This is a genomic window from Ottowia sp. (assembly GCF_035444425.1).
GTDB lineage: Bacteria > Pseudomonadota > Gammaproteobacteria > Burkholderiales > Burkholderiaceae_C > Ottowia.
In genome coordinates this window covers 51,646-69,469 of the sequence record NZ_DAOMOQ010000016.1, presented here as the reverse complement: position 1 = coordinate 69,469, position 17,824 = coordinate 51,646, and the positions used below count along the sequence as shown (strand labels likewise).

At 68.9% G+C, this 17,824-nt stretch carries 15 protein-coding genes and 1 CRISPR repeat array; of the genes, 6 read left to right on the top strand and 9 right to left on the bottom strand.

Features of this window, described 5'->3' with window-relative positions; translation table 11 throughout:
• Positions 1–106: 106 nt before the first annotated feature.
• Positions 107–1,396: direct repeats of the CRISPR family, unit length 36 nt; unit sequence ATTTTAGATCACTGGGATTTGTGGTCTAGCCGGAAC.
• Between the two features lie 131 nt (positions 1,397–1,527).
• The 5 genes from PK606_RS08505 to PK606_RS08485 all read right to left on the bottom strand — a co-directional run bounded on the left by PK606_RS08505 (position 1,528) and on the right by PK606_RS08485 (position 6,388).
• Positions 1,528–3,105, bottom strand: coding sequence for a cytochrome D1 domain-containing protein (locus PK606_RS08505; RefSeq protein ID WP_324562757.1), 1,578 nt, complete (start codon positions 3,103–3,105; stop codon positions 1,528–1,530).
• Between the two features lie 73 nt (positions 3,106–3,178).
• Positions 3,179–3,586 (bottom strand): CBS domain-containing protein, encoded by a 408-nt coding sequence (locus tag PK606_RS08500; RefSeq protein ID WP_324562755.1) that lies wholly within the window; start codon positions 3,584–3,586, stop codon positions 3,179–3,181.
• 145 nt (positions 3,587–3,731) lie between these two features.
• Entirely contained in the window at positions 3,732–4,511 is a 780-nt protein-coding gene (locus PK606_RS08495; protein WP_324562753.1) for an ABC transporter permease, read from the bottom strand.
• Complete coding sequence (locus tag PK606_RS08490) at positions 4,508–5,335, bottom strand: ABC transporter ATP-binding protein (protein WP_324562750.1); 828 nt, start codon at positions 5,333–5,335, stop codon at positions 4,508–4,510. The genes PK606_RS08495 and PK606_RS08490 overlap by 4 nt, the downstream gene beginning before the upstream one ends.
• 66 nt (positions 5,336–5,401) lie before the next feature.
• Positions 5,402–6,388: an ABC transporter substrate-binding protein gene (locus PK606_RS08485; RefSeq protein WP_324562764.1), complete on the bottom strand. Its 987-nt coding sequence runs from the start codon at positions 6,386–6,388 to the stop codon at positions 5,402–5,404.
• 339 nt (positions 6,389–6,727) lie between these two features.
• Here PK606_RS08485 and PK606_RS08480 point away from each other — a divergent pair, with 339 nt between their 5' ends.
• Positions 6,728–8,212 carry a YihY/virulence factor BrkB family protein gene (locus PK606_RS08480; RefSeq protein ID WP_324562747.1) on the top strand — a complete coding sequence of 495 codons (1,485 nt, stop codon included), beginning with the start codon at positions 6,728–6,730 and terminating at the stop codon, positions 8,210–8,212.
• Between the two features lie 12 nt (positions 8,213–8,224).
• Here the strand turns inward: PK606_RS08480 and PK606_RS08475 are convergent, their stop codons facing one another.
• On the bottom strand, positions 8,225–9,754 hold the full coding sequence (locus PK606_RS08475; RefSeq protein ID WP_324562745.1) for a YifB family Mg chelatase-like AAA ATPase: 1,530 nt from the start codon (positions 9,752–9,754) through the stop codon (positions 8,225–8,227).
• 194 nt (positions 9,755–9,948) lie between these two features.
• On the opposite strand from PK606_RS08475, the gene PK606_RS08470 reads away from it, so the two are divergent.
• The 5 genes from PK606_RS08470 (at position 9,949) to glcF (ending at position 14,865) form a co-directional block, all read left to right on the top strand.
• Positions 9,949–10,698: a TorF family putative porin gene (locus tag PK606_RS08470; protein ID WP_324562743.1), complete on the top strand. Its 750-nt coding sequence runs from the start codon at positions 9,949–9,951 to the stop codon at positions 10,696–10,698.
• Between the two features lie 42 nt (positions 10,699–10,740).
• Positions 10,741–11,079 (top strand): P-II family nitrogen regulator, encoded by a 339-nt coding sequence (locus tag PK606_RS08465; protein ID WP_324562739.1) that lies wholly within the window; start codon positions 10,741–10,743, stop codon positions 11,077–11,079.
• A gap of 30 nt (positions 11,080–11,109) precedes the next feature.
• Complete coding sequence (locus PK606_RS08460) at positions 11,110–12,402, top strand: ammonium transporter (protein WP_324562738.1); 1,293 nt, start codon at positions 11,110–11,112, stop codon at positions 12,400–12,402.
• Positions 12,403–12,537: 135 nt separating this feature from the next.
• Positions 12,538–13,608, top strand: a complete 1,071-nt coding sequence (gene glcE, locus PK606_RS08455) for a glycolate oxidase subunit GlcE (RefSeq protein WP_324562737.1) — start codon at positions 12,538–12,540, stop codon at positions 13,606–13,608.
• Between the two features lie 15 nt (positions 13,609–13,623).
• A complete protein-coding gene (gene glcF / locus PK606_RS08450; RefSeq protein ID WP_324562733.1) occupies positions 13,624–14,865 on the top strand; it encodes a glycolate oxidase subunit GlcF in 1,242 nt (413 codons plus the stop codon).
• A gap of 40 nt (positions 14,866–14,905) precedes the next feature.
• Here the strand turns inward: glcF and PK606_RS08445 are convergent, their stop codons facing one another.
• The 3 genes from PK606_RS08445 to lplT all read right to left on the bottom strand — a co-directional run bounded on the left by PK606_RS08445 (position 14,906) and on the right by lplT (position 17,632).
• Positions 14,906–15,391, bottom strand: a complete 486-nt coding sequence (locus tag PK606_RS08445; protein ID WP_324562731.1) for a glutathione peroxidase — start codon at positions 15,389–15,391, stop codon at positions 14,906–14,908.
• A 106-nt stretch (positions 15,392–15,497) separates the two neighbouring features.
• On the bottom strand, positions 15,498–16,358 hold the full coding sequence (locus PK606_RS08440; protein WP_324562728.1) for a DMT family transporter: 861 nt from the start codon (positions 16,356–16,358) through the stop codon (positions 15,498–15,500).
• A 2-nt stretch (positions 16,359–16,360) separates the two neighbouring features.
• The gene (lplT, locus tag PK606_RS08435; RefSeq protein WP_324562726.1) at positions 16,361–17,632 is read right to left on the bottom strand and encodes a lysophospholipid transporter LplT; all 1,272 of its coding nucleotides are present in this window, start codon (positions 17,630–17,632) and stop codon (positions 16,361–16,363) included.
• Between the last annotated feature and the right edge of the window lie 192 nt (positions 17,633–17,824).

Below are 17,824 nucleotides of genomic sequence, written 5' to 3'. Positions count from 1 at the left end.
ATCAACTTCGGTTCATTGACCTCGGTGTTGCACTTCGGTCTTGAAACCGCCCTGGGATTTGTGGTCTAGCCGGAACATACGGCAGCCACATAAGTCCAGCATCTCGATTTTAGATCACTGGGATTTGTGGTCTAGCCGGAACATAAAGCGATGCAGCTCCGCCCCAGCGCCAATTTTAGATCACTGGGATTTGTGGTCTAGCCGGAACTCAGCATCGCTCAAATGCGGAGACGCGCGCATTTTAGATCACTGGGATTTGTGGTCTAGCCGGAACTACGCCTCCTCGCCATCGCGCTCGATGACGATTTTAGATCACTGGGATTTGTGGTCTAGCCGGAACCTGACAGCCGCGCAGGTAGATACCCTGCGCATTTTAGATCACTGGGATTTGTGGTCTAGCCGGAACCCTTGTCGGCGGCGCTCAAGCTGGCGTCGAATTTTAGATCACTGGGATTTGTGGTCTAGCCGGAACGAAATCAAAGCGCTCATCGAAGCCCAAGGCATTTTAGATCACTGGGATTTGTGGTCTAGCCGGAACCTTTGCTGGTGGGCAGCGAATAGCCCAACGATTTTAGATCACTGGGATTTGTGGTCTAGCCGGAACCCCGAGGGCGGTTCAGTTGTTGGTGGTGTTATTTTAGATCACTGGGATTTGTGGTCTAGCCGGAACGATGGCAAAGTTCGAGAGCAGAAGCGCGTAATTTTAGATCACTGGGATTTGTGGTCTAGCCGGAACTTGGCCGCGTTGGTGGACGCCTGCTCGACCATTTTAGATCACTGGGATTTGTGGTCTAGCCGGAACTGTACGGCCAGCCAGAGCACTCGGCGGCGTATTTTAGATCACTGGGATTTGTGGTCTAGCCGGAACTCGTCGGGCGCTGAACTCATGTCATCGAGTATTTTAGATCACTGGGATTTGTGGTCTAGCCGGAACCCCGGCCGCTTCGTGCGCCGCACCGATGGCATTTTAGATCACTGGGATTTGTGGTCTAGCCGGAACTCCAGCACCATGCGCATCACCACGCGGTCGATTTTAGATCACTGGGATTTGTGGTCTAGCCGGAACACGCCGGGCTTGCATTCATTGCGGAATGACATTTTAGATCACTGGGATTTGTGGTCTAGCCGGAACTCTCGCGCTTCTCGATGCGCATCTCGAGCCATTTTAGATCACTGGGATTTGTGGTCTAGCCGGAACTTAGCGCGCTCGCGCTGCTTTTCCTGCTTCATTTTAGATCACTGGGATTTGTGGTCTAGCCGGAACTGGCTCAGCCATTCGTCGGCCACAGCACGAATTTTAGATCACTGGGATTTGTGGTCTAGCCGGAACCGAGGGCGCCTACGATACCGCGCGCGGCGTATTTTAGATCACTAGGATATGTGGTCTAACTGGAACGGCAGATAACAGGAGAGGCCGAAATTTTTTGGCCTGGGATCCCGAGCGAGATACACATTATTCGAAGTCAGAACGTCTATTGACAAACTGCTGGGGCCGTAAGGCGTCGCTCAGGATCACCGCACCCGCTCCTACAACCCCACCGCCACTGCCCTCGCCCGTGTGCGCGAGAACACGCCGGCGGGCACGTCCAGGGCGATCGACTTCACCTGGCGCAGGGTGCGTGAGTCGAATACCGCCAACCGGCCGGCGGCGCTGTGGCTGCGGTCGCCGCGGTAGCGTGCGCTGACGTAGAAGAAGTCGCCGCGCGCGGTGTATTCGGGGAAGTGTGAGTGGCTGAGCGTGCCTTCGACTTCGATGGTGCGCACCACTTCGAGCGATTCCTTGTCGATGAACTGCAGCTTGCTGGCGTTGGGGCCGGTGCCGACGATGTCGACCACGATGTAGGGCGCGTCCGGGTGGGCCGCCGGTGACTCGGTGGGGCCGATCACGGGGATGCGCTTGACGAGTTCGAAAGTGTTCATGTCGAACACCGTGACCTCGAATGACTTGCAGTCCGCCTCGCCGATGTTGGTGCCGATGCCGAGCAGGCGCTCGCCCACGCGCACCACCGCGCCCGAGCCCAGGTGCGGCTGGCAGCCGGCCGGGATCTTGCGCACGATGCGGGCCTCGGCCAGGTCGATGACGGCGTTGAGGTGGTCGTCGTAGGACGAGACGACGAAATGGCGCCCGTCGGGCGAGAGGAAGCCGTCATGGAGGTGCCGGCCGACGTTGGCGATGGGGGTGATCGGCATGCCAGGGCGGTCCAGGTCAATGATCCAGACCTGGCCGGCCTGCTCCAGCGCCACCACGAAGTAGTTGGCGAACGGGGTCGACAGGATGATGCCGGCGTCGGCCTCGACCTGCTTGCCGTCGGGGTCGATGCCGGACAGGTCGATCTGGCGCACCGGCTCCAGCGTGGCGGCGTCCAGGATCACCATGGTGTGCGGCACGTACGAGCCGGCCGCCACGTAGCGGCCGTCGCGCGAGATCGCCAGCGAGGTGCCGTTGAGGCCGGCGCGTACCTTGCGCACGGTCTGCATCGAGTACAGGTCGATCTTGTGGACCCAGCCGGCGTCGTCGCGCACGTAGGCCCAGCGCGGCTCGGTTGGGTGGAAGTCCATCAGGTGCGGCGCGAAGCCGGTGGCCACCTCGCCGACCTGGCGGTGCGTGCGGCCGTCGAAGAACAGCACCTTGGCCTCGTTGCCCGCGCCCTGGCGGCTGCGCGACATCACGGCCATCAGGTCGTCGATGTGGTCGATCCGGTACTTCGGCTTGGCCGGCAGCCGCGATTCGTCCTTGACCAGCACCTGCAGCGATTGGCGCGCCTCGTCGATGCTCCAGCCGAGCGTGCGCCTGGGCTGCGTGGTGATCAGTTCGGCCAGCAGCTCGCGATCCTTGCCGGAGAGCGCGCCGCGCCAGCTTGGGTGCTGCGGCATCAGCGTCGGCGGGCTGCCACCGAGGATGATCTTGGCCACGTCGGCGCGCGACAGCCGGGTGTCGTCGCGGTTCAGTGCCGGCCCGATGTACCCGCCGCGATCGGCGCCGTGACAGACCGCGCAATGCTGCGTGAACAGCTGTTCGGCACGGGTGAAGTCCTGACCCGTGGCCAGTGCCGGTGCGATGGCCAGGGCGGCCAGGGCGGCCAGTCTTGTAAGCGTTCCACTCATTACGGCAAGCTCCCCTGTGTCTGAATGGCTCCTTCCTCGGTGGTTGACGTTTTTCAGCAGGCCAATGATGGGCTCAAACCTGGTCTGAGCTGCTGATCTCGATCAAGGCTTCCAAGGCATCGCTGATGGTGAAGATGCCGAGCAGTTCGCCGTTCTCGTCGTTGACGATCACGCTGCCGATCTTGAGGTCGGCCATCTTGATCGCCACCTCGTCGAGCAGGGTGTCGGCGCTGACGGTGATCGGGTCGGTCGTCATCAGGTCGCCGGCGCGGATCTGGATCTTGTGCTGCTCGCCCAGCCCGCTGGCCAGGCGCAGGTCGCGGTCGCTGATGACGCCGACCACGGTGCCGTCGCGCATGACCGGCAGGTGGCGCACATCGTGGGTCTGCATGAGCCGGTTCAGCTCGTCGATCGACAGTTCCTCGTTGACGGTGATGGGGTAGGGGGTCGTGTATTCCTCGACCCGGATCTTCCATTTCATGGCGTTTCGACTCTCCTGAAGTGGGCCCGGCACACCGGTCCCGGATGCTTGGGAGTCGCGAGTATGGCCTACCCGGCGGTCGCAAACGAGCCATGGCCGGCCCCGTCCTGCCAACGGCGCTCGGGGTCTGGCCCGGCCAGGCGGCTCAGCCCGCCTGTGAACCCCGGTGCGCCCAGCCCGTGGTGTGCTTCTCGACCCACGAGAACAGCTCGTACATCAGCATCGCCATCACGCCGACCACCAGCAGGCCGGCGAAGGCCAGCGCCATCTGCATCGACGCGCCGGCCGAGACCAGCATGTAGCCGATGCCCTCGTTGGCGGCCATCATCTCGGACACCGTGGTGCCGACGAAGGCCAGGGTGATGGCGACCTTCAGCGAGCCGAAGAAGTACGGCATCGAGCGCGGCAGGCCGACCTTGGTCAGCACGTCCCAGCGCTTGGCGCCAAGCACGCGCAATACGTCCTCCAGCTCGGGCTCCAGCGTGGCCAGGCCAGTGGCGATGTTGACGGTGATGGGGAAGAACGAGATCAGGAAGGCCGTCAGCACCGCCGGGCCGACGCCGATGCCGAACCACACCACCAGGATTGGCACGAAGGCCGCCTTGGGCAGGGCGTTGAAGGCGGTCATCAGCGGGTACATGGCGGTGTAGGCCATGCGCGATGAGCCGATGATGAAGCCCAGCAGCACGCCGACCACGATGGCCAGGGCGAAGCCGACCATGGTGACCCAGAAGGTGCGCCAGGCGTGGGCCGCGATGACGGGGTAGAACTCGACCAGTCGGTCCCAGATGGCCGAGGGTGCCGGGAAGATGAATTCCGACACGCCGAACACGCGGCAGATCAACTCCCACAGCACGGCGATGATGGCCATCAGCACGAAGGGCGAGGCGCGCTCCATCAGGCGGCGGTTGCCGGCGGCGCTCATTGCGCCAGCTCCGCGCCGGACTGGCGCATGGCACCGATGTGCCCGCGCAGCTCGTGCACGATCTCGGTGAAGTGCTTGGTGTAGGTGATCTCCAGCTCGCGTGGGCGCGGCAGGTCGATCTCGCGCCGCACCACGAAGCGGCCGGGGCTCTTGCTCATCACGTACACGGTGTCGGCCAGAAACACGCTTTCGCGCAGGTCATGCGTGACCAGGATGACGTTGAAGCGCTGCACCTCCCACAGGTCGCGCAGCGTGCACCACAGCTCCTCGCGCGTGAACGCGTCGAGCGCGCCGAACGGCTCGTCCAGCAGCAGCATCTTCGGTTCGTGGATCAGCGCGCGGCAGATGCTGGCGCGCTGCTGCATGCCACCCGAGAGCTGCCACGGGAACTTGTCCTCGTAGCCGCCCAGGCCGACCTGGCGCAGCAGGGCGCGGGCGCGTTCAGCGTACTCGGGCCGCTTGCTGCGGAATTGAGAGCGGTAGGGTTCGACGATCTCCAGCGGCAGCAGCACGTTGTCGAGCGTGGTGCGCCAGGGCAGCAGCGAGGGTGCCTGGAACGCCATGCCGGAGATCTTCAGCGGGCCGGTCACCGGTGCGCCGTCGATCACGATGTGCCCGCGCGAGGGCCGCTTCAGGCCGGTGGCCAGTTTCATGAAGGTCGACTTGCCGCAGCCCGACGGCCCGACGATGGCGATGAACTCGCCCTGCGCGATCTTCAGGTCGATGGCCTCGACGGCGAACTGGCCCTGCGCCAGCAGCGCGTCGTTGTAGGCCAGCCAGACGTCGGAAAAATCGATGAAGGCGCTGTCCGTCGCCGCGCTCACCTGATGCTCCCCGGCGTCGCACGCGGCAGGACCGGCGCCGGGCCGTGGCCATGCATGCCCATGCGCTTACTGCTTCCGGGCGCGCGGCAGCACGTCGAGCTCGGCCTTGGAAGGCAGGAAGCTGCCGTTCCACACCGTGTCCGGGTTGACACGCGTCTTGGTGCCGTAGGTGTCCGAGATCTGCGAGGCCATCAGCGACAGGCGGGCCGGATTGATCTGGCCGAAGCCCTCGGCGTGCGCGTCGGGGCTGGCGATGACCGAATCGATCGACAACTGCAGGCGGCGTGTTTCCAGCGGCACGTTGACGATGCCGTCGCGCGCCTTGACGTAGTCGATCGACGCCGGCGGGTTGACCATCACGTCCTTGACGCCCCTGGTGAAGGCGCTGAGGAAGGCCTTGATGGCGTTCGGGTTCTCCTTCACCAGTTTCTGGCTGGCGATGATGGCGTTGCCGTACAGCTTCACGCCGTGGTCGGCGAACGGCATCATCACCACGTCGCCGGCCTTGACGCCGCGTGCCTCCAGGTTCAACAGCGAGGTGAAGCCGAAACCGGTGATGGCATCGACGTCGCCGCGCACCAGCATGGTCTCGCGCAGCGGCGGGTCCATCGAGGTCCAGGCAACGTCGCCGACCTTGTTGGCCTGCTGGAACAGCGCGAAGCCGCGCCGGCCGGCGTCGAACACCGGCGCGCCGAGCTTCTTGCCGGTCAGGTCGGCGGGCTTGGCGATGCCGGACTTCTTCAGCGCGAACACCGTGGCCGGCGTGTTGTTGTAGACCATCATCACCGCCACCGGCTTGTTGGGGGCGTCGGGGTTGTTGGCGTGGAACTCCATCAGCGCCGCCAGGTCGGCGAAGCCCATGTCGTAGGCGCCCGAGGCCACGCGCGTGACGGCGCCGCCCGAGCCGCTGCCGGCGTCGATGCTCACGTCCAGCCCGGCCTGCTTGAAGTAGCCCTTGGCCACCGGCAGCAGGAACAGCGAGGCCGGCCCTTCGAAGCGCCAGTCGAGCTGGAACTTGATCGGCGTCGTGGCCTGCGCCAGCGCGTGCGGCATGGCGGTGCCGGCGAGCAGGGTGGCGGCCAGTGCCAGGCCGTGGCGTCGGGTGATGGGCATGAGGGTTCTCCGTCGTGTTGGGATGCGCGGCGGCGGCTTGGCGTTGGTTGATGCAACGCGGCCGGGTGTTCTTGCGGATAGGATCGAATCTACGGCAAAAATCGTATACAAAACGCTAGCCATGCCTAGTGGTTTTCCTTAGGGTATCGGCGTCCTGTCATCGCTGACCTGGCGCGAGGACCCGCGTGAGCTGTGCGACCTGCGTGCAGGTAATCCGCTGACAACGGTTGTCGATCCTGGCCGTCGGACCGCCGCAGGCAGCGGCCTAGACTTGGCCCGATGGATGCCGCCTCCGCCCCCATGACCGCCGCGTCGCCGACGTCGCAACAAGCGCCGGCCCTGTTTCGCGGCGCGCTGAAGCCGCTGTATCCGCTGTACCGTTCGTTCGAGCTGTGGTCCGACGCCGACGGCCTGCGCATGAGCGCGGCGATGTCGTTCTACGGCATCCTCAGCCTGGCACCGCTGCTGGTGCTGATCGTCGCCGGGCTCGGCTGGTGGCTCGACCGCGAGGTGCTCACCACCAGCCTGGTCACGCAGATCGGCGGCGTGGTGGGCCAGCAGGGCGCCGAGGTGATCCGTTCGGCCATCGCCAGCTCGCAGGAGGCAGGGCAGGGCGTGTTCGCGTCGATGCTGGCCTTCGTGCTGCTGCTGGTCGGTGCCACGGGGGTGTTCGCCGAACTGCAATCGGCCTTCGAGCGCCTGTGGACCCAGGGTACCGGCGTGGCCGCCGTCGATGCCTGGTGGCACACCGCGACGCTGCGCCTGCGCGGCGTGGCCTACGTGCTGGCGTTCGGCTTCCTGATGCTGGTGTCCACGGTGATCGCCAGCCTGCTCAGCCTGCTGGAGACCTGGGCCGGCAGCCGCTGGAACATGTCGCTGGTGCTGGCGGCGCTGAACCAGCTGATCTCGTTCCTGATCACCACCGGGCTGTTCGTGGCCCTGATGCGCATGAGCGCCGGGCCGCAGCCGCGCCTGCGCTACCTGCTGTGGGGCGCGGCCGTGGGCGCGCTGCTGTTCGGCGTCGGCAAGTACGCGCTGGCGCTGTACCTGTCGACGGCGGCCGTGGTGTCGGCCTACGGCGCGGCGGGCTCGCTGGTGGTGCTGCTGATGTGGATCTACTTCGCCGCTGCGGTGCTGCTGTTCGGCGCCAGCGTGGCGCGTGCGATGGCCGAGCGGACCGGCCAGTTCACGCCCGAGGCCACGCCGCCGCCGGCTGCGGCCGTCACCGCGGCGCAGGCCGAGGTGCGCAAGGCCGGTGCCGGTGAAGCTGCGCAGGACACGGCCGCCGTGGCGGCGGTGCTGTCGGACGTCGCATCTGCTGCGCCGGTGCAAGCAGGCGCCGAGTCGCCGGGTGAGCGTCTGGCGGCAGCGGGCGGACGATCGGATGGGGGCCGAGCTGGCGGCCGCCGGTTGCGTGCGCTCGCGGGCAGCGATGGCGCGCTGCGCAAACAGGCCACCCTGGAAGGGCTGGCGCTGCTGGTTTCGGTGGCAGCGGCCTACTGGCTGAGTCGGCCGGACGCGCGTGACGCGAAAGGCGAACCAAGACCGGCCGATGAGGAGCCGCCGCAGCGGCGGGAAGCCGATGGCGCCGGCCTGCGTTCGCCGCGCGCCATCGGTGCCTGGGGCTCGCGCGTGGCCGAACTGGGGGCGGCGCAGCTGGGCATGCAGTGGCGTCAGTGGCGCGAGCGCCGCGCGCTGGCGCACGCCGAGCGCATGGTGGCGCGCGACGTCGAGGCGCTGCGCCACGCTATCCGGCGGCGCTGATCGACTGCCGGTTCAAGCGCCGCGCAGGGCGCGCCGGTACTGCACCGCTTCGGCCACGTGGGCCGTGCTGACGGTCTGGCTGCTGGCCAGGTCGGCGATGCTGCGCGCCACCTTCAGCGCTCGGTGGGTGGCGCGGGCGCTCCAACCCAGCCGGGTGGCGGCGGTGTGCAGGAACTGGCGTGCCGCATCGTCGAGCCGTGCATGTTCATCGATCGCCTGGCCCTGCAGCGCCTGGTTGGGCACGCCCTGGCGGGTGATCGCAAGCTGGCGCGCAGTGGCGCAACGGGTTCGGATGCTGGCTGTGTCTTCGCCCGCCGGCGCCGCCAGCAGCTCGTCAGGCGGCAGCGCCCCGACCTCGACGTGCAGGTCGATGCGATCGATCAGCGGCCCCGACAGCTTGCCCTGGTAGCGCGCCACCTGGTCGGGCGTGCAGCGGCAGGCGCGCGTGCGCGAGCCCAGGTAGCCGCAGGGGCAGGGGTTCATCGCCGCGACGAGCTGGAAGCGTGCCGGGAACTCGGCCCGCTGCGCGGCGCGGCTGATGGTGATGTGGCCGGACTCCAGCGGCTCGCGCAGGGCTTCGAGCGCGGCACGCGGAAACTCGGGCAGTTCGTCCAGGAACAGCACGCCTTCGTGGGCCAGCGAGATCTCGCCCGGCCGCGGCGGCGAGCCGCCGCCCACCAGCGCCACCGCGCTGGCCGTGTGGTGCGGCGCGCGCGTCGGGCGCTGGCCCCAGTGCGCCAGCGTGAAGCTGCCGCCAAGGCTGGCAACGGCCGCGCTCTGCAGCGCCTCATCGACGCCCATCGGCGGCAGCAGGCCGGCAAAGCGCTGCGCCAGCATCGACTTGCCGCTGCCCGGCGGGCCGATCATCAGCAGCGAGTGCCCGCCGGCGGCGGCGATCTCCAGTGCGCGCTTGGCGCCGGCCTGGCCCTTGACGTCGGACAGGTCGGCGTAGGTCGGATCGGCCGCGCGCTCGGCCGGCGGCACGCGCGCCCAGCCATCGGCAACCGGCGGCTCGCCAGCGGCAGCCGGCAGGAACTGCGCCACCACGTCGAGCAGGTGCCGCGCGCGATGGACCGCCATGCCCGGCACCAGCGCCGCTTCCTCGGCGCTGCCCGGCGGCAGCACCAGGCGCGCATCGACGCCGCCACGGCGCAAGGCCACGCTCATCGCCAGCGCCCCGCGCACCGGGCGCAATTCGCCCGACAGCGACAGCTCGCCGGCGAACTCCCAGCCAGCCAGGCGGGCGCCGTCGATCTGCCCGCTGGCGGCAAGGATGCCGAGCGCGATCGGCAGGTCGAAGCGGCCCGAATCCTTGGGCAGGTCGGCCGGCGCCAGGTTGACCGTGATGCGCTGGTTGTGCGGGAACGCCAGCCCGCTGTTCAGCAGCGCCGAGCGCACGCGCTCGCGCGCCTCCTTGACCTCGACGTCGGCCAGCCCGACCAGGGTGAAGCTGGGCAGGCCGTTGGCCAGGTGCACCTCGACCGTGACCGCCGGCGCCGCAAGGCCCATCAGGGCGCGGCTCGACACCAGACTCAAACCCATCGCGCTGTCGATCCCCTTTCTGGTGCATGCGCCGCCGCCTGGCGGCCTGAAAGCGCGCACCACGCCGGTGCCCCGGGGTGGTGCGGACGCCGCGCCGGCGGCGCGCCGCGCCCTTGAATCTAGCCGGTGCGCGGCCTGGCACGGTCCCTGCTTGAGGGGATGTGTTCACCCATGGAAAGAGAAGCGAGGACACCATGAAGCACCCCCGGGGCACCCTGAAACACCTGAGCCTGGCCTTGGCCGCGCTGGGCGCCAGCGCCGGCGCCCTGGCGCAGACCGCCGCGCCCGCGCCCGAGCACAGCGTCGGCTTCAACGTCGGCGTCGCCAGCGACTACCGTTACCGCGGCATCTCGCAAAGCCGTCTGAAGCCGGCCGTCAGCGCCGGTGCCGACTACAGCCATGCCAGCGGCTTCTACCTCGGCACCTGGCTCAGCTCGATCAAGTGGATCGGGGACGCCGGCGGCGACGCGCCGATGGAATGGGACGTGTACGGCGGCTACAAGGGCACGGCCGGCGCGATCGGCTACGACGTCGGCCTGCTGCACTACCGCTACCCGCGCCACCGGCTCGCCGTCAGCCCCAACACCACCGAGGTCTATGGCGCGCTGAGCTACGACATCGTCACGCTCAAGTACTCGCACGCGCTGACCAACCTGTTCGGCTTCGACGACAGCCGGCACAGCGGCTACCTGGATCTGTCGGCCAGCTTCGACCTCGGCGACGGCTGGTCGGTGGCGCCGCACATCGGCCGCCAGTGGATCCGCCGTCATGGCGCGTATTCGTACACCGACGTCGCCGTCACGCTGAACAAGGACTTCGGCAACGGCCTGGTGGCCAGCGCCAGCGTGGTCGGCAGCAATGCCGACCAGGCGCTCTACACCACCCCCGGCGGCCGCTTCACCGGCCGGACCGCGCTGCTGCTCGGGCTCAAGTACCAGTTCTAGGACGCGGCCGCATCACGTCCACCCCATCGACAAGGAACTCCCATGAAACTCATCACCGCCGTCATCAAGCCCTTCAAGCTGGAGGAAGTGCGCGAGGCGCTGTCCCTGCTCGGCGTGCAGGGCATCACCGTTTCCGAGGTCAAGGGCTTCGGGCGCCAGAAGGGCCACACCGAGCTGTACCGCGGTGCCGAATACGTGGTCGACTTCCTGCCCAAGGTCAAGCTCGAGACCGCCGTCGGCGACGAGCTGGCCGAACGCGCCGTCGAGGCCATCGAGCGCGCCGCACGCACCGGCAAGATCGGCGACGGCAAGGTGTTCGTGTCCGCGCTCGAGCAGGTCATCCGCATCCGCACCGGCGAGACCGGTGACGCCGCGCTGTAAGCGCATCCACCGCACACGAGGACCCCACCCATGAAATCCCTGCTGATCCTTCCCGCGCTGCTGCTGCCCGGCGGCCTGGCCCTGGCCCAGGCGGCGCCCGCCATCGACTCCGGCGACACCGCCTGGATGCTGACTTCCACCCTGCTGGTCATCCTGATGACCATTCCTGGCCTGGCGCTGTTCTACGGCGGCCTCACGCGCAGCAAGAACATGCTGAGCGTGCTGGTGCAGGTGTTCGTGGTGTTCTCGCTCGTCAGCGTGCTGTGGGCGGTGTACGGCTACAGCCTGGCCTTCAGCGGCGAGGGCGACTTCTTCGGCGGTTTCGACAAGCTGTTCCTCAAGGGCATCGCGCCCGACAGCATCGGCGCGCTGCCGACGATTCCCGAGTACGTGTTCGTGGCCTTCCAGGGCACGTTCGCGGCCATCACCTGCTGCCTGATCGTCGGCGCCTTCGCCGAGCGCATCCGGTTCTCGGCGGTGCTGCTGTTCATGGTGCTGTGGTTCAGCTTCAGCTACGTGCCGATGGCTCACATCGTCTGGGGCGGCGGCCTGCTGGCCAGGGACGGCGCGCTCGACTTCGCCGGCGGCACCGTGGTGCACATCAACTCCGGCGTCGCCGGCCTGGTCGGCGCCTGGATGATCGGCCGGCGCGTCGGCTACGGCCGCGAGGCCTTCACGCCGCACAGCCTGACGCTGACCATGGTGGGGGCTTCGCTGCTGTGGGTCGGCTGGTTCGGCTTCAACGCCGGCTCGGCCGGCGCGGCCAACGGCGGGGCTGGCCTGGCCTTCATCAACACCGTGCTGGCCGCCGCCGCCGCGACGCTGGCCTGGTCGCTGGGCGAGGCGCTGCACAAGGGCAAGGCCTCGATGCTGGGCGCGGCCTCGGGCGCGGTCGGCGGCCTGGTGGCGGTGACGCCGGCGGCCGGCTTCGTCGGCCCGATGGGATCGCTGGTGATCGGCGCGCTGGCTGGCCTGGTCTGCTTGTGGGGCGTGAGCGGCCTCAAGCGCCTGCTGCGCGCCGACGACGCCTTCGACGTGTTCGGCGTGCATGGCGTGGGCGGCATCCTGGGTGCCATCCTGACCGGCGTATTCGCGGCCCCCGGCCTGGGCGGCACCGGCGGCGCCGACCCGGCCAGCTTCGACATGGCCGGCCAGGTGTGGATCCAGCTCAAGAGCGTGCTATTCACCGTGGCCTGGTCGGGCGTGGTCTCGTTCGTCGCCTACAAGATCGTCGACGTGACGCTGGGCCTGCGCGTGAGCGAGGAGGACGAGCGCCAGGGTCTGGACATCAGCAGCCACGGCGAGACCGCCTACAGCCGCTGAGATCGGATGCCGGGGCCGTTGCCCGGCAGGTTTTCCAAGGTCGGACTTGGCCCGCCGCATCGGCGGGCCTTTTTTACGGATCGACGCAGGCGGCGGGGCGGCGGCCCCCGCCGCGCAGCGTTTACCATCGCCCGCATGGACGCCGCGCTGGAACCCCTCATCGACAAGATCCGCAAGGCCGCCGAGCGCGGGCGGCCGCTGCGCATCCGCGGCGGCGGCAGCAAGGACTTCTACGGCCAGCAGCTGCACGGCGAGTTGCTGGACCTGCGGCCGCTGGCCGGCGTGGTCAGCTACGAGCCGAGCGAGTTGGTGGTGACGGTGCGTGCCGGCACCCGCCTGCGCGAGCTGGAGGCGCTGCTGGCCGAGCACGGCCAGTGCCTGCCGTTCGAGCCGCCGCGCTTCGGCGTCGCCGGCACCGTCGGCGGCATGGTGGCGGCCGGGCTGTCGGGCCCGGCGCGCGCCAGCGTCGGCAGCCTGCGCGACTATGTGCTCGGCGCGCAGATCATCAACGGCAAGGGCGAACTGCTGAGCTTCGGCGGCCAGGTGATGAAGAACGTGGCCGGCTACGACGTCAGCCGGCTGATGACCGGCGCCATGGGCACGCTCGGCGTGATCGTGCAGGTCAGCCTGAAGGTGCTGCCGGTGCCGCCGGCCGAGGCGACACTGCTGTTCGAATGGAGCGAGACCACGGCGCGCCAGCAGCTCAACCGCTGGGGCGGCCAGCCGCTGCCGCTGAATGCGAGCTGCTGGGCCAATGGCCAGCTGGCGGTGCGCCTGCGTGGCGCCCGGGCGGCGGTGCAGGCGGCGCGCCAGACCATGGGCGGCGAGGCGATGGACCAGGATGGCGCCACGCGCCAGTGGGACGCGCTGCGCGACCAGGCGCTGCAGTTCTTCCGCCTGGAACCCGGCGAGGCGCTGTGGCGCGCCAGCGTGCCTGACACGGCGACGCCCCTGAATCTGGGCCCGACCATGGTCGAATGGCACGGCGGCCTGCGCTGGCTGCGGGCCGCGCCGGCCGAGGCGCCGCGGGTGCGCGAGGCCGCCGCGCGCGCCGGCGGGCACGCGACGCTGTTTCGCGGCGGCGACGGCCGGGCGGCGGTGTTCACGCCGCTGGCTGAACCGCTGGCGCGCATCCACCGCGCGCTGAAGGCCGAGTTCGACCCGGCCGGCATCCTCAACCCCGGGCGCATGGCCTTGGATTACTGAGCCTGGATACGGCCCATGCAAACCCACCTCAGCGACGAATTCCGCGACACCCCCGACGGCCAGGAGGCCGAGGCGATCCTGCGCAAGTGCGTGCACTGCGGCTTCTGCCTGGCCACCTGCCCGACCTACCTGCTGCTGGGCGACGAGCTCGACAGCCCGCGCGGGCGCATCTACCTGATGAAGCAGGTGTTCGAGGGGCGACAGCCCACGCGCGAGACGCAGCAGCACCTGGACCGCTGCCTGACCTGCCTCAACTGCGAGACCACCTGCCCCAGCGGCGTGCAGTACGGCCGTCTGGTCGACATCGGGCGCCAGGTGGTGGAAGCCAAGGTGGCGCGCACGGCCGCCGACCAGCGCCAGCGCGACTGGCTGCGCAAGGGCCTGTCGTCGCCGCTGTTCGGGCCGGCCATGCGCGTGGGGCAGTCGGTGCGCGGGCTGCTGCCGGCGGCGCTCAAGGCCAAGGTGCCGGAGCGCCGCGATGCCGGCCGCTGGCCGACGCGCGAGCACGCGCGCAAGGTGCTGCTGCTGGAAGGCTGCGTGCAGCCGTCGATGGCGCCCAACATCAACGCCGCGACCGCGCGCGTGCTGGACGCCGCCGGCATCCAGTGCGTGCTGCCGCGCGGCCAGGGCTGCTGCGGCGCCGTCAAGTACCACCTGGCCGACGGCGCCGGCGGGCTGAAGCAGATGCGTGCCAACATCGACGCCTGGTGGCCGCACATCGAGCGCGGCAGCGTCGAGGCGGTGGTCATCAATGCCTCGGGTTGCGGCGCCATGGTGAAGGAATATGGTCACCTGCTGCGCAATGAGCCGCGCTATGCCGACCGGGCGGCGCGCGTGAGCGAACTGGCGCGTGATCTGAGCGAGCTGCTGCCCGACATCGTGGCGGCCCTGAAGAGGCGCGTCAGGCCGCGCGCCGGCATGCTGGCCTGGCATGCGCCCTGCACGCTGCAGCACGCGCAGCAGTTGCGCGGCGGCGTCGAGCAGCACCTGGGCGCGCTCGGCTTCGAGCTGCGCCCGGCCTTGCAGGAGGCCCACCTGTGCTGCGGCTCGGCCGGCACCTATTCGGTGCTGCAGCCCGAGCTGTCGCTGCAGCTGCGCGAGCGCAAGCTGGGCTACCTGATCGGCGAGCGCGCCACCGAGCGGCCGGAAGCCATCCTGTCGGCCAACATCGGCTGCATCACCCACCTGCAGGCCGGCACCGAACTGCCGGTGCGGCATTGGGTCGAGGTGCTGGACGAGGCCTTGCGGTCGTCGTAGCCGCGCCGGGCTCCGGTTGCCGGCGTGTGGCGCGACCGGGTCAGGCCGCCAGCGCCGCCTCGATGTCGGCTGCCAGCGTGGCCGGTTCGTCCTGCGGCGCGTAGCGCTTGATCACCTGGCCGTCGCGGCCGAGCAGGAACTTGGTGAAGTTCCACTTGATCGCCTCGCTGCCCAGGATGCCCGGCGCCTGTGCCTTGAGCCACTTGTAGAGCGGGTCGGCGCCGTCGCCGTTGACCTCGATCTTGGCCATCATCGGAAACGTCACGCCGTAGTTCTGCCGGCAGAAGGCGCCGATTTCCTCGTTGCTGCCGGGGTCCTGGCCGGCGAACTGGTTGCAGGGAAAACCCAGCACCGTGAAGCCCTGCGCCGCGTACTGCTCGTGCAGCGCCTGCAGGCCGGCGAACTGCGGCGTCAGGCCGCATTGGCTGGCGGTGTTGACGATCAGCAGCACCTTGTCCTGGTAGTCCGCCAGCGTGGTCTGGCGGCCGTCGAGGGTGGTGACGCGGAAGCTGTCGAGCGTGGGCATGGCGGGTTCTCCTGGTCGGCAACGAGTCGGAAATGGGTCGGCAAGGCGCTGCGGACGCCAGCATAGCGCGCCGAACCGGTTCACGCTCGGCGTGCGGCGGGCTGCTTCAGCGCCGGATCGCCAGCAGCGCGGCCAGCACGATCAGCGCGCCGCCGACCAGCGTGGCGCTGGTCAGCGTGGCCGCGCCGAGCAAGACCGCCGACACACTGGCGAACAGCACTTCGGACAACATGATCAGCGCCGTCACCTGTGCCGGCAGCCGCGCGGCGCCGTATTGCAGTGCGAGATTGCCGCCGAACACCGCGATCGCCAGCAGCGACACCCAGGCCAGCCAGTCGCCGACCGGCGCCGTCGGCAGCGTCTGCAATGCGCCGCTGCCCAGCGCCAGCGCGCCGGCCATGACGAAGCCGCCACCGAACATGGCCAGCGCGCGCGCGTCGCCGGGCGTGTCGCGCCAGCGGCGCAGCAGCACGTTGGTCAGCGCGAAGCAGAATCCGCCCATCAGGGCCAGCCAGTCGGCCAGTCCCGAGGGCAGCGGCCAGGCCTGGCCCGGGCGCTGCAGCACCAGTGTCACCCCGAGCAGCGCCAGCAGCAGGCGCAGCAGCGCGGCGCGCGTCGGACGCTCGCCCAGCATCAGCCAGGCCAGGCCGACCGACCACACCGGCATCATGTAGAACAGCAGCACCACGCGCACCACGTCGCCGATCGTCACCGCCCAGTTGAAGCCGATGTTGGTCAACCCGGCGGCCAGCGACACGGCCAGCAGCTGCGGCGCGCGCACCAGGCCGCGCAGGCTGGCCGGCCGCGACAGCAGCAGCGTCGCCAGCGCGCCGCCGAACACCAGTGTGATGCTGATCAGTGGATGCAGGCCGAGCCGGTACAGCGCCTGCAGCGGAATCCACGACAGGCCCCAGACCAGCGCGTTGAACAGCAGGGCCGCCACCGGCCCATGTGAAGGAGCGCTCACGTTCAGCGCCGCCGATGGCCGCCACGGGCGACCCGCATCAGCTGCTTGACCTCGGCCGTGTGGTGGCGCAGGTTGTGGCGGTACCAGAGCTGGATCAGCGCCATCGCCGCCACCACCACGGCGCCGAACAGCGCGATGGCGCCGAGCGCCGACAGGCCGAGCCCGGTCGAGGCGCTGTACAGCGCGCCCAGCGCCAGGATGCAGGCCTGCTCGTTGAAGTTCTGCACCGCGATCGAGCGGCCGGCGCCCATCAGGTTGTGGCCGCGGTGCTGCAGCAGCGCGTTCATCGGCACCACGATGTAGCCGCCCAGCGCGCCCATGGCGATCAGGAACGGCACCGCGATCCACAATTGATGGATGAAGATCATGGCGATCACCAGGCCGCCCATCAGCATGCCCAGCGGCATCACGGTGGTGGCGCGGTCGAGCCGGATGCGCGCCGACGCCGCGATGGCGCCAGCTGCGGTGCCGAAGGCCACGACGCCGACCAGGTTGGCCGCTTCGGTGGTGCCGTAGTTCAGCGCCACTGCCGCCCAGGCCAGCACGATGTAGCGCATGTTGCCCGACACGCCCCAGAACAGCGTGGTGGTGGCGAGCGAGATCTGGCCCAGCTTGTCGCCCCACAGGCGCGCGTTGCAGCGCCAGAAGTCGGGCAGCAGCGACAGCTTGGACGCCGGCAGCGGCCGCATCTCGACCCCGGTGCGCGGAATGCGCAGGTTGATGGCCGCCGCGACCGCGTAGACCAGCACCAGCGCCGCGATCGCCGCCTCGGGCGCGGTCTCGACGCGCGGCAGCTCGAGCGCCAGCAGCGGCGCCGACAGGTGCGGCCCGACCAGCTGGCCGCCCAGCAGCACGCCGAGGATGATCGAGGCGATGGTCAGGCCCTCGATCCAGCCGTTGGCCTTGACCAGCTGCGAGGGCGGCAGCAGCTCGGTCAGGATGCCGTACTTGGCCGGCGAGTAGGCCGCGGCGCCGAGGCCGACGATGGCGTAGGCCAGCAGCGGGTGGCCGCCGAACAGCATCGCCAGGCAGCCGACGATCTTGATCGCGTTGCTGTAGAACATCACGTGGCCCTTGGGACGCGAGTCGGCGAAGGCGCCGACCCAGGGTGCCAGGATCACGTAGAACAGCGCGAACATCGGCACCAGCGCCGCGCTCTGCCATTCGGGTGTGCCGGTGCTGCGCAGCAACTCCACCGCCGCGACGAACAAGGCGTTGTCGGCCAGCGAGCTGAAGAACTGCGCTGCCATGATGGTGTAGAAGCCGCGGTTCACGACTCGGCCCCCGCATGCCATGCAGCCGGCCATGGCCATGGCCGTGGCAAGGCCGGCCGGCTGGCCGGCGCCTGGCCGCAGGGCTGTCGGTGCCACGGCGCGCACCGCCACGCGGCGCGCCCAAAAAGACGGGTGCGAGAGATCAAGAGCTGCCGGCCTACTGAAGTGCGGCGGTTATAGCACGCAGGTGTG